Genomic DNA, 11,951 nt, shown 5'->3' on the forward strand with positions numbered 1-11,951 from the left:
AGCCGCAAATGGGCTGGCGTCAATTTTTTGCTGCCTGGGTTCGGATTATGCCGCGGGTTTCAAGTCGCGGACGTTAAGCTGCAAGCTTTCCCGCCCCATATAAACGTTCTTTTCAAAGGCGTACAACAAGTCCACCCGCTCCGGCATCTGCTTGGCCCAATACCCCAAGCGGAAGCCGATCGCATCGTAGACCAGTCCGTGCCCATCGCTCACCGTCAGGCGCAAATGCTGCTGCTCGCGGCCCACCGTTTTAAAGTGCCGCACCTGCAAGCCGCGGGAGACAAAATACACCCCGTGGTTAGCCATGCCGGTCGGTTCAATTTGATCCATCAGCGGCAGCAGTTCTGGGCGCAAATCGCGCAATTCCAGGGCCAGATCCGCCCGCAGCACCGGCTTCAGTTCGCGGCCGTCCAATTCACGGTGGGCAATCTCCTGCAGTCGGCTGACCAGCTCTTCCACATTCTCGTTGCGCACCGTCAGGCCCGCCGCCATCGAATGGCCGCCGTGCCGCACCAGCAAATCGGCGCATTCATCCAACGCCTGGGTGATGTGAAATTCCGGGATGCTGCGGCAGGAGGCGCGTGTAAATTCCTCACCGCGCGCGCCCACCACCGAAGGGCGGTAATACAGCTCCGTCAGGCGCGAGGCCACCAGTCCCACCACGCCCATGTTAAACTCCGGCGAAGCGGCAAAAACCAGGTGCGCCGCGGGCCGTTCGGCCATCTGCTCTTCGGCCACCCGCTGCATGAACAGGGTCAAATCCTGACGCTGCCGGTTCTGGTCATCCAGATGCTGCGCCATCACAGAAGCCTGTTCCCCATCCTCTTCATCCAGCAGGTGGAAAGACGCCAGCGCCGATTCCAGCCGCCCAGCCGCGTTCAGCCGCGGGCCCAAACCAAAGCCGATGTCGCGCGCTGTAATTTTGTTGAGCTGAATCTCGGCTGCCCCCGCCAGCGAGGCCAGCCCCCGGCGCGGCCCCTGGCGCATGCGCCGCAGCCCGGCCTTCACCAGCGAACGGTTCTCCCCCACCAGCGGCACAATATCCGCCACCGTCCCCACCGCCACCAGGTCCAGCCAATCCTCCGCAGCGCAGCCTTCCAGTGGACGGCGCGTCAGCAGCGCCTCGACGATCTTATAGGCTACGCCCACCCCAGCCAGGTTGGTATCGGGATAGGTGTTGCCGGGGCGCTTGGGCGAGATGACCCCAAAAGCCGCCGGAACTTCCTCGTGCGGTTCGTGATGGTCGCTGATGATCAAATCCACCCCCAGCTTCCGCGCCAGATGCGCCTCGGCGGGTGAGCGAATGCCGCAGTCCACCGTCACCACCACCTGCGCGCCTTCGGCGGCCAGCCCTTCCAGCGCCTCGCAGTTCAGGCCGTAGCCCTCTTCAAAGCGGTTCGGGATGTACTCGCGCACCTGCCCCCCCAGCCTGCGCAGCACTTGTACCATCATCACCGTGGCGGTCACCCCGTCCACGTCGTAATCGCCGTACACCACAATCTGCTCGCCGCGCTCCACAGCCAGCAGCAGCCGTTCCACCACTTCTTCCATATCTTGCAGCATCCACGGGTCGTACAGCGAGCCTTCCCAGTTCAGATAGCGCTCCGCTTCCTCAACGGTCGTGATCCCGCGGTTGTGCAGCAAACGCCGCAGCACAAAAGGGTACTTGCCCAATGCCGTTTCCACTTCCATTGGGATCGGGTTCTCATTTTCAGAAATCAGCCACCGCTTTTCAACTTGAGTCTGCATCAGCGCTCCATCTGCTTCCGTGGGGTCTGCCTAGTATATCCCGCTCAGAGCGGAAGGGCAAGGAAACCGACCTGCTCATAGTATAATCATAGCGCCTATGGATACACCCATCCTCCTCACTCTCATCATCACCCTGGTCGCGGCCGCCCTATTAATCAGCGAAAAGCTGCGCCCCGATCTGGTGGCTGTCGCCGTCATGGTCACCCTGGGCCTGCTGGGGTTGGTCACTCCCTCCGAGACCTTCGCCGGTTTTTCTGGATCTGCCGTCATGACCATCCTGGGCATTTCCATCATTTCGGTGGCCCTCCACCAAACCGGCATCACTCACCTGCTCGGTCGGGTGATGAGCCGCCTATCGGGCGGTTCAGATCTGCGCCAGATTTTGGTGACCATGCTCATCGCCGCGGCCCTCTCGCTCTTTATGAACAACATCGCCGCTGTGGGTGTGCTGCTGCCCGCTGTGATGAGCCTCACCCGCCAGAGCCAAACCTCCCCCTCCCGCCTGATGATGCCGTTGGCCTACGGAACCATCCTGGGCGGCATGGCCACCCTGCTGACCACCTCCAATATCATCGTCAGCGGCGCCCTGCGCGACGCTGGTTTTCAGCCCTTCGGATTGCTGGATTTCATGCCCATCGGCGGCCCCATCGTCATCCTCGGCATCGCCTATATGCTCATTTTCGGCCGCCGCATGCTCCCCACCGCCCTCCCTGACGGCGCCGCCAGCCGCGCACGCCAGCTTCGCAAGGAACTGGGCCGTCTGTACGAATTGGATACCAACCTGTGTGAGGTGGAGGTGCTGCCCGGCAGCGCCCTGGCTGGAAAAACCATCTCCGCCGGAAAGTGGGCCGCCCGCACCGGCCTCAACCTGACGGCTCTCGTGCGCCAGGGTCAAATCATCCACAGCCTGCACCCTGGCGAAATCATCCGCACCGGCGACCATCTGATCGGCAACGGCTGCCCCCCCGCCGAGGAACTATCTACCCTGGGGCTGCGCCAGCTAGACCGCCCCACCCAGGAGCGCGCTTTCACCGATCAAGGCACCATCCTGGGCGAACTGGTGCTCTCTCCCCATTCCAATCTCATCGGCCGCTCCCTCAAAGAGGTCAGCTTCCGCGAGAAATACAACCTCAACGTGCTCTCCGTCTGGCGCGAGAGCAAGCCCGTACAGGATAAAATCTCCGATCTGCCCCTGCGCTTTGGCGACGCCCTGCTGGTGCAGGGTGCTGCCTCCGATCTACAGTTGGTGCGTAAGGATACCAACCTGATTTTGCTGGAAGAAGACCCCGACGCTGTGCTTAAACCCGGCAAACAAGCCCTGGCGGCGGTCATCACCCTGTTCACCCTCGGTCTGGCCTCCCTGGGCAGCCTGCCTGTGGCCACGGTGGTCATGGCCGGCGCAGTGCTGCTGCTGCTCACCGGCTGTTTGGAAATGCGCGATATCTACCAGAGTATGGAATGGAAAGCCATCTTCCTCATCGCCGGCATGTGGCCGCTTTCCACCGCCATCCGCACCACAGGCCTGGCCGACCTCACCGTGCAGACCATCTTCAGCGCCGTGGGTCAGGCTTCGCCCCTTCTGGTGGCCGCGGTCATGATCTTCCTGGCCTTCATCCTCACCCAGGTGATGAGCGGTCAGGTGGCTTCGCTGGTCCTGGCTCCCCTGGCTCTGGCCGCCGCCAGCCAACTGAATGTGGACCCGCGCGGCATGGGCATGGGCGTCGCCCTGGCCTGCTCGCTGGCCTTTGCCACCCCCTTTGGCCATCCGGTCAACATCATGGTGATGAACTCCGGCGGCTACCGCATTCGCGATTACCTGCGCATTGGCTTCCCCCTCACCGTGCTGGCCTATGCCTGCATCCTTCTCGGCTTGTGGTACTTCTGGGGCATTTCCTAAAACCGCCCAATACTTTCAGGATCACAGAAACGCATGGATTCCAATCCCTTCACCTTTGAATGTCACGCCACCGACGGCCAGGCGCGCGCCGGGGTCTTCCACACCCCCCACGGCCCCATCCCTACCCCCATTTTCGCACCGGTCGGCACCCAGGCCACGGTCAAGGCCGTCACCCCCGCCCAGCTTGAAGAATTGGGCGCGCATCTGGTGCTCTCGAACACCTACCACCTCTTCCTGCGCCCCGGCCCCGATATCGTTGCCGAAATGGGCGGCCTGCACCGCTTCATGAACTGGCCGCACCCCATTCTCACCGATTCGGGCGGCTTTCAGGTCTTCTCCCTCACCTCCATGCGCAAGCTGGATGAAGACGGGGTCACCTTCAAAAGCCACATTGACGGCTCTATGCAGCGCCTCACACCCGAAATCTCTGTGGATGTGCAGCAAAAACTGGGCGCAGATATCATCATGTGCTTTGATGAATGCGCCTCACCCTACGATCGTGACTATGTGGAACGCGCCATGCACCGCACCCACCGCTGGGCCGAGCGCTGCCAACAGGCCAAAACTCGCCCCGATCAAGCCCTCTTTGGCATTGTGCAGGGCGGGGTCTTCCCCGATCTGCGCCAGCAGTCCGCTGAGTGGATCGCCGCCCAGGGCTTCCCCGGGCATGCCATCGGCGGCCTCTCCGTGGGCGAAACCAAAGCCGAGATGAACCACATGATCGAAGTGGTCAACGCCGTCCTCCCCCCCGAAAAACCGCGCTATCTGATGGGCGTGGGCTCGCCGGAAGACCTCATCCACGGCATCTGGCGCGGGGTGGATATCTTCGACTGCGTGCTGCCCACCCGCCTGGCCCGCCACCACGCCGCCATGACCTTCAGCGGGCGGCTAAACCTCATGAACGCCGTCAACGCCCGCGATCCGCGCCCCATTGATGAAAATTGCGGCTGCTATGCCTGCCGCCATTACACCCGCGCTTATTTGCGCCACCTGATCACAGCCAAAGAAATCCTGGCCGCCACCCTCATCTCCATTCACAACCTTTATACCCTGGAAGAGCTGGTGCGTCAGGCCCGTCAGGCCATTCTGGAAGGCCGCTACCAGGCCTTTGCCGAAAACTTCCTGGCCAACTACCGCCCCCAACCCGAAAACAAATCGAGGCCCGCATGACCCTCTGGCAATCCATCCTTCTCGGTATTGTGCAAGGCATCACCGAATTCCTGCCGGTCTCCAGCTCCGGGCATCTGGTGCTGGTTCCTTTTCTGCTCGGCTGGAAAATCCCCACGGATCAGGCCTTTATCTTCGACGTCCTTGTGCAGATCGGCACCCTCCTGGCCGTCATCGTGTACTTCTGGCGCGACCTGTGGGCCATCCTGCGCGGTCTGTACCGCGCCGCTTTGCACCGCAGTCTGACCGATGAACCCGACGCCAGGCTGGGCCTGCTGCTCATCCTGGCCACCATCCCCGCCGGGCTGGCCGGGCTGCTCTTAAAAGACCTGGTGGAACAGGCCTTCGGCAGCCCGCGTGCCACGGGGTTCTTCCTGCTGATCACCGCCGTTCTGCTGTGGGTCGCCGAAACTGTGGGCAAGCGCTCGCGCCCCCTGACCAGCCTCACCTGGAAAGACGCCTTGTGGATCGGCGCCGCTCAGGCCCTGTCCATCTTCCCCGGCATCTCCCGTTCCGGCTCCACCATCGCCGCGGGCGTCTCCCGCCACTTCCAGCGCGCCGATGCCGGCCGCTTCTCCTTCCTCATGATGATCCCCGTCATGTCCGCTGCTGGCCTGCTCAGCTTTTTGGACCTCTTGGAAGCGCCCAACTTCACCAGTTTCCTGCCCATCGTCCTGGCAGGCTTCATCACCTCTGCCGTGGTCGGCTACGCCTGCATCGCCTGGCTGCTGCGCTTCCTCAACCGCAACTCGCTCAAAGGCTTTGCCTATTACTGCCTGGGGGCGGGTCTGCTGCTCATTTTGTGGACGTATGTCATCTAGGCTTTTTTTGGCCGTTGGAATGCTGTTCCTCCTGGCAGGCTGCGCACCCCTGCCCGCCGCCGAAGTGCCGCCTTCCGCTGCCCCCTGGATCATCGAAATCGAACCGTCTCTCAGCTGGATGGGAGATGCCTTCTCAGCCTGCGCCCTGCGGCAGCCCGGCTTCCATCTGGTCGTCGAAGAGGTTCCCCCCACCCAGCCGCCTTCCCCCTCCGCTGCCGTGCGCTTTCAATGGGGAGACGGCGGCATCGAGGAGCGCAGCGCCTACCCCATCGGTCAAGACTCCCTGGCCTTTGTGGTCAACCCGGCCAACCCCGTCGCTGAACTCACCTACGATCAGATTCAATCCCTCTACACTGCCCAACTGCGCTCCTGGCGAACGGTCAACGGCGAGCAGGCCGCGGTGAACACCCGCATCCATTATTGGGTCTATCCCCTCGGCAATGAGGTGCAAACCGCCCTGGAAGAAGGCCTGCGTATTCAGCCCCACAACGCCCAGGCCGTCGGAATTGCCCCCCACCCCCAGGCCATGCGCCAGGCCGTCGCCGCTGACCCCGCGGCTGTGGGCTTCCTGCCCCGCCGCTGGCTGGATTCCTCAGTAAAAGAAATCGCCCTCACCGGCGCGCCCTTTGATCCCCCCGCCCGACCCATTTTGGCCGTCTCCGCCGCCGCCCCCAGCGGCAGCCTGTACACCTGGCTGTACTGCCTGCAAGAAACCTATGCTTCCCCCTAAAAGGTACGCCCGCTGATGGTTCAATCCGAAGAATCCAACACCGCCCTGCTTGCTTTGATCCCCAAGAGCGAATTTCTTTCGGGCTTCAGCACACCCTTCCTCAATGCCCTGGTGCAGGGCGCACGTCTGCGCCTTTGCAGCCCCAACCAGACTCTGTTTTGGGAAGGCGAGCCGTGCGCTGGCCTGCACATTCTGGAAAGCGGCGCGGTCAAGCTGTACAAAATGGCCCCCAACGGCCGCCAGCTCACCATTCGCATCATCGAAACCCCCGGCCAATCCTTTAACGAGGTCCCCGTGCTGGATTTGGGGAAAAACGCCGTCAACGCCTCGGCGCTCGAGGAAACCCGCCTGTGGGTCATCTCTGCTGAAACCGTGCAGGCCGCCATGCGCGCCTTCCCCGACCAATATCAAACCATCGTCCTCAAGCTGTCGGCCAACCTGCGCAGCATGATTCAGATCATCGAAGAGCTGGCCTTCTATCAGGTCACCGCCCGTTTGGCGCGCCTGCTGCTCTCCCTGCCGCCCCAGCGCCTGACCGGTGAAGAAAACCAACGCCTCACCCAGCAGGAACTGGCTGCCCGCCTGGGGACGGTGCGTGAGGTGGTGGCCCGCTCTCTGCGCGACCTGGAACGCAGCCGCGCCATCCAGATTCACCGCCGTCAGATTCTGATCCTGGATCCCCAGCGTCTGCAAGCCTGGGCTTCCGGCTCCCCCGACCTCGAAGAGGAATAATAAAACAGCCGCCCTTCTGGGCGGCTGTGATGGAAATCTTCTAAGGCTTAAGGCTGGCTGGCCTGACTGCTTCCCAACCCAGCCTGCACGGCCTTCAGCTGCGCTTGCCGCGCCAGGTCGGTGGCGGTAGCCAAAATGCGCAGGGCCTCTTCTGGGTTATGAAAGCCCATGCTGTTTTCGGCGGCGATCAAATCCCAACGCATCTGCGCTTCGCGGTGCATTTGGCGCGCCTCGTCCAGCAGGGCCGTATTAACGCCCGCGGCTTTGCTGGCGGTCTCAATCGCCCCAATGGCGTCCACAATCGCCCGCTCTGTCGCCAGCATGGTGTCGTTCACCTGCTTTTGAATGGCCGCCACCCGCTCCACCACGTAATCTACGTCCGTGTGGCAGGTTCCGCAGCTCTGCGAAGCCATCAGCAGCGGAGATTTGACATCATGGCTGCTGAACTTGGCCGCACCGTCGCGCGTGTAGGGCATGTGGCAGTCCGCGCAGGCCACGCCCGCTTTGTAATGCGTACTGTCCGCCGTGAACAGCTCATAATCCGGATGCTGCATCTTGATCATGGCCGTCTTACTCTGCGGATGTTCCCAGTCCTTGAACTGGATTTCGTCGTAGTACGCCATCATGGCTTCGGCGGTTGTGCCCTTCTCCCACGGGAAGGTCAGGTACTTGCCTTCGCCCGCGAAGTAATACTCCACATGACAGTTGGCGCACACCACCGTGCGCATCTCCTGCCGCGTGAAGGTGCGCCAGTCCTTGCCCTGGGCCTTGAGAGCCTCATCTAAGGCCGGGTTGGTCACCACCAGGCGCATGGTCGCCGCGTCGTGGCAGTTGGCGCAGCCAATTGGCTCGGTGATCTTGGAGGTCATATCGGCAAAGGACATCTTGTCATAAGCCGCCATGCCCATCTCATCCCACAGCTTGGGGTTATCAGACGACTTGCAGGAATAGCAGGTGGCCGGAGTCGTCTCGTTGACGCGCGGCGTATTGCGCACATCCGTCAGGGCGTTCATATGTCCGCGATCTTCATCATACGCCTTGCTGAACCCATATCCGGCAAAAAGCGTCTTCAGCATGGGGTCCACCGCCAGCTTGTCCACCGGCTCCGAACCGCCAAAAGCGGTGCGCGTATTGTTGGTTTCCGTCTTCAGCAGCGTGGAATACTGATTGGGGAAATTCAGCCCCCACTGCGCGCTGTCCGGTTCCATGGCCGCGATCACCACCAACGGTTCAACCCCCCGCATCGGCTTGGGTTGGTTGCTGATGAACACCAGCAGGGCAATCACCAACGCCGACAGCGCAAGGATGATGCCGGTTACAATCATGACAGGTAAAGACGGTTTCTTCATCACAATCACCTCTCTCGCAAAGGTTGGTACGTGCCTGTGTCCTGGTAGGGCAAAATGGAAATCCCGCGGTCCCCGTGCGCCACGCTGCGGTGGCATTCAAAGCAGTAGCGCCCGGAATCCATCGTCCCGTCCGCCACCATCGAAACAGTCTCTTGGTGACAGTAAATGCAGTTCGCCTGGATGATTTTTTGGGTTGATTCTTTGGCGCGCAGCGGTTCGGGCAAATGGCCGATGGTGAAGGCCGAAACGTGGTTAAACCCCGATTTGGCTTTCACAAAATACTTGGGAATGAACTCGTGCGGCGTGTGGCAGTCGTTGCAGGTGGCCCACTGCTTATGCCCCGCGTGATACCAGCCCTCGTACACGGCGTCCATCACGTGGCAGTTATTGCAGGCTGTCGGGTCATTCCCCAGATAGACGGTAAAGTCCGATAAATACAGAAGCATTCCCACGGCCACTGCCAGGAGAATTAACCCAATGGTGATCGGTAGTTTCATGACCGCTCCCTCGCCAATTCGGGGTAATTTAATCTTGATTTAATTTTACGGGATTGGGTTCTTTTGTCTGTGACTTAAGTTACATTGTGTCCGCGGTGCCGGACCCGTTGCCGTTCTTCTTGTCCTTCCGGGTAAAAAGTTGGAACAAGTTGCGCTTGGGCGGCTTGGGCAGCCGCACGTGCTTCAGCAAAAATGGATGCACCAGATGGTAAAAATCCTCAAACGCTTCTCGCCGGATATTGTGCCCCACACCGTCAATCACCCCCACGCTGCCCTGCTTCCAAAACTTCGCCGCTTCTTCGGCCACCGCCGGGGTCACAATCGCCCCACGCTGCGGATCACCGCACACCAGCAGCACCGGGCAGGTGATGGCCTGGGCCGTCTCTTGCCACGGCCGCCGCTCTGCCTGGAAAAATCCAGCCACCTGAGGGCGCACTTGCTGTTTGGCCTTCGCCCATTGGAAAAATTCACTTTCATCCCAGGTGGGATTATCCGCGCGCCCGGCAGTTATGATTTCATCTAAAGTTTTTTGGCGGTTGCTCATCATCCGCCCCATCATGCCTTCCACCATCGCATGCCAATCCGCCGGGTTCTCTTCCGGCGTCGGGTTGCGCCAGGCGGGGTCTTCCAACACCAAAGCCCCCACCAGTTCTGGGTGTGCCGCCGCCAATTCCGCCGCGGTCATCGCCCCCATGGAATGGCCGATCACCCCTGGTTTTTCCAACCCCAGCTCGCGAATCACCGCAGCCACATCTTCAGCCTGTTCGCGGGGGGCGTAGCCGCCTTCCGGCGCGTCCGAAAGGCCGTGCCCGCGCGCATCCACCATCACCAGGTCAAAATCCGCCTCCAACGCCAGGGCCAGGTTTCCCCAGCACATGCCGTTATCGCTCAGTCCGTGCAGCAGCACCAGCGGCGGCTTTTGATCGGAGGTGCGGTAATAGTGAATCTTCGCGCCCTCATGCAGAACGTGTCCGTAAAATAAGCGTGACATGGGTTTATTTCCCAAAAATCAGAACGCGCCAAATCATCCAGTTAGGCGCACGGGTGGGCGCTGGAAGCACGGGTACATTGGGGGTCGGCGTGCCTTCCGCACCCGGGATAGGGATGATGGCGATATCCCCTGGGCGCACATGTGACAGGTCTTCGCGGATCACCCCTTCCACACCCACTTCCGAGCCTGCCGCGCTGACAGCGGTGCTCAGCGCAAAATCGGTGGCCTGCATGCCGCCCACTTCGCCCATGATGCGCGTTAACTGCTGATTCTGCTCGTGCAAAATGGTCAGGCGGTTGTTTAAATCCATCAACAACAGCACCAGGATCGCCAGCGCTCCAAAGATCAATACCTGCTGTGGTTTAAAAGGGAGTTCAAACTTTCCAATGCGCATATCAGTATCTTACCCCAGCCGCGCGTTCAATACAAGCCTTAGCCGCCCAGGAAAAGAAAAACCCCGTCTTTCGACGGGGTGTGTGCCGAAGGTGGGATTTGAACCCACACGAGCGTAAGCCCACTACGCCCTGAACGTAGCGCGTCTGCCAATTCCGCCACTTCGGCGCTTTCAGAACCAACGAACAGAATTTTATCTCAAATCTGCCATTTGTCAACCTTTTCATTTGGTTTCTCGCAAATTTCCTCCCTTTCGACCTGCCCTCCAGCGCGGAACGGCTCTTGCAACTCCGTTAACAGGTTGCCTCCTGAAAATGGCCTCATTAGAATGACCGTGCTATAATGGCATAACAAAATGGAGCTGGGTTTATGTTTGATCTGATTCAAGAAATCTTCAAATTAATCACTGTCGGACCCGGCAACCTTGTGGTGCACCTGGCTCTGGCGATCTCCGTCATGGCTGCCCTCCAGGTAACGCTTTTCTCGCGGCGCGGCGCCCCGCCCGGCGTGTTCCCACGCCTGGTGTTGGGCCTCCTCCTGCTGCTCATCGCCCAATTTGTGCAGTTCCTCGCCAGCGGACTGGCCTGGCAGGGTCTCCTCAATCCCCAAACCTTTCTGCCCTCCCTCGACCGCGCCGTCATCGCCTGGTCGCTGGTGTGGCTGGTGTGGCTGTGGGGTTTCCCACGCCCATCCCGAGCCGCAGATGTGATCAATATCCTTTCCAACATCATCATCCTCTTGATGTTGGTGTTCAGCGTCTCCGCCTGGGCTCAAACCGCCCCCGGCGCCTCTTTCAACAATACCTGGGTAGATTGGGGCTGGAGCCTCTTCTCCATCTTTATCCTCCTGGTGGGTCTGCTCTTCCTCCTGCTGGAGCGCCCTCAAAATTGGAATATCGGCCTGGCGGTACTCGGCCTCAACCTGGCAGGGCTGGTCATCCACCTGGTGTGGCCCACCCCCGGCGGTGATTTTTCAGGGGCCATCCGCCTGGCGCAGCTGTGCAGCTTCCCCCTGCTGCCCGCCCTGACCCAACGCCTGCACTCGGCCGTATCAGCCAAAGCCGCCGAAAACGCCCCTGCCGAATCCGCCACGGTGGAACGCCGGCGTTATTCCGCCGACCCGCGCGCCGTATATGCCTGGCTGCAGCTGGCCACCCACCCTTCCGCCGATGAACTGCACACCACCCTCACCCGCGCCGTGGCACAAACCATGCTGGCCGATCTCTGCTATCTGGCGCTGACCCCCGATCCTTTTGGAGATGTGGTCCTCAAGACCGGCTACGACCACATCCGCGATGAAGTGCTGCCGAGCGTGCGCATCCTGCAAAACCGCATCCCCGCCATCACCTCCAGCCTGCAGCGCGGCCGGCCGCTGCGCCTTTCTGCCTCCGAGGTCACCCAGGCGGAATTGAGCGCCCTGGCTGAAGCCCTGGGTCTGGAGACCTCCGGCAATTTGCTCATCATCCCCCTGGCCACGCAGCGCAAGGTGTGGGGCGGTTTGCTGCTGCTCTCGCCCTATTCACAGCGCGTGTGGACCGCCAACGACCAGACCTACCTGCTCACTACCATTGAAACCCTGGTGGAACTCTTGCAGCGCGCGGATCAGCCCACCCCTGCCCCCACCCC

General features: G+C 61.1%; 11 protein-coding genes and 1 tRNA gene. 6 read left to right on the forward strand and 6 right to left on the reverse strand.

Annotation, left to right across the window (positions count from 1 at the left end):
- Nucleotides 1–45: 45 nt before the first annotated feature.
- Nucleotides 46–1,749 carry a single-stranded-DNA-specific exonuclease RecJ gene (gene recJ / locus ADN01_RS04190; RefSeq protein ID WP_062418928.1) on the reverse strand — a complete coding sequence of 568 codons (1,704 nt, stop codon included), beginning with the start codon at nucleotides 1,747–1,749 and terminating at the stop codon, nucleotides 46–48.
- Between the two features lie 97 nt (nucleotides 1,750–1,846).
- Between recJ and ADN01_RS04195 the strand changes: the two genes are divergently transcribed.
- From ADN01_RS04195 to ADN01_RS04215, 5 genes are read left to right on the forward strand one after another with little or no spacing between them, the layout of a single operon-like run.
- Complete coding sequence (locus ADN01_RS04195) at nucleotides 1,847–3,646, forward strand: SLC13 family permease (protein ID WP_062418929.1); 1,800 nt, start codon at nucleotides 1,847–1,849, stop codon at nucleotides 3,644–3,646.
- 33 nt (nucleotides 3,647–3,679) lie between these two features.
- Nucleotides 3,680–4,816 (forward strand): tRNA guanosine(34) transglycosylase Tgt, encoded by a 1,137-nt coding sequence (tgt, locus tag ADN01_RS04200; RefSeq protein ID WP_062418930.1) that lies wholly within the window; start codon nucleotides 3,680–3,682, stop codon nucleotides 4,814–4,816.
- Complete coding sequence (gene uppP, locus ADN01_RS04205; protein ID WP_062418931.1) at nucleotides 4,813–5,634, forward strand: undecaprenyl-diphosphatase UppP; 822 nt, start codon at nucleotides 4,813–4,815, stop codon at nucleotides 5,632–5,634. Before tgt ends, uppP begins: the two co-directional genes overlap by 4 nt.
- Nucleotides 5,624–6,364 (forward strand): type 2 periplasmic-binding domain-containing protein, encoded by a 741-nt coding sequence (locus ADN01_RS04210; protein ID WP_147239086.1) that lies wholly within the window; start codon nucleotides 5,624–5,626, stop codon nucleotides 6,362–6,364. The genes uppP and ADN01_RS04210 overlap by 11 nt, the downstream gene beginning before the upstream one ends.
- Nucleotides 6,365–6,379: 15 nt before the next feature.
- The gene (locus ADN01_RS04215) at nucleotides 6,380–7,096 is read left to right on the forward strand and encodes a Crp/Fnr family transcriptional regulator (protein WP_062418933.1); all 717 of its coding nucleotides are present in this window, start codon (nucleotides 6,380–6,382) and stop codon (nucleotides 7,094–7,096) included.
- 47 nt (nucleotides 7,097–7,143) lie between these two features.
- Here the strand turns inward: ADN01_RS04215 and ADN01_RS04220 are convergent, their stop codons facing one another.
- From ADN01_RS04220 to ADN01_RS04240, 5 genes are all read right to left on the reverse strand, one after another.
- Nucleotides 7,144–8,445 (reverse strand): ammonia-forming cytochrome c nitrite reductase subunit c552, encoded by a 1,302-nt coding sequence (locus tag ADN01_RS04220; RefSeq protein ID WP_062418934.1) that lies wholly within the window; start codon nucleotides 8,443–8,445, stop codon nucleotides 7,144–7,146.
- Nucleotides 8,446–8,450: 5 nt separating this feature from the next.
- Nucleotides 8,451–8,942 carry a cytochrome c nitrite reductase small subunit gene (gene nrfH, locus ADN01_RS04225; protein ID WP_062418935.1) on the reverse strand — a complete coding sequence of 164 codons (492 nt, stop codon included), beginning with the start codon at nucleotides 8,940–8,942 and terminating at the stop codon, nucleotides 8,451–8,453.
- A gap of 79 nt (nucleotides 8,943–9,021) precedes the next feature.
- The gene (locus tag ADN01_RS04230) at nucleotides 9,022–9,933 is read right to left on the reverse strand and encodes an alpha/beta fold hydrolase (protein WP_062418936.1); all 912 of its coding nucleotides are present in this window, start codon (nucleotides 9,931–9,933) and stop codon (nucleotides 9,022–9,024) included.
- Between the two features lie 4 nt (nucleotides 9,934–9,937).
- Entirely contained in the window at nucleotides 9,938–10,327 is a 390-nt protein-coding gene (locus tag ADN01_RS04235; RefSeq protein ID WP_062418937.1) for a hypothetical protein, read from the reverse strand.
- A gap of 83 nt (nucleotides 10,328–10,410) precedes the next feature.
- Nucleotides 10,411–10,494 (reverse strand) — tRNA-Leu (locus tag ADN01_RS04240).
- Nucleotides 10,495–10,695: 201 nt separating this feature from the next.
- On the opposite strand from ADN01_RS04240, the gene ADN01_RS04245 reads away from it, so the two are divergent.
- Nucleotides 10,696–11,951, forward strand: a 1,256-nt coding sequence (locus ADN01_RS04245; protein ID WP_075070950.1) for a GAF domain-containing protein, incomplete at its 3' end; no start/stop codon positions are given.

This window comes from Levilinea saccharolytica, assembly GCF_001306035.1.
In the GTDB taxonomy this organism is placed as follows: domain Bacteria; phylum Chloroflexota; class Anaerolineae; order Anaerolineales; family Anaerolineaceae; genus Levilinea; species Levilinea saccharolytica.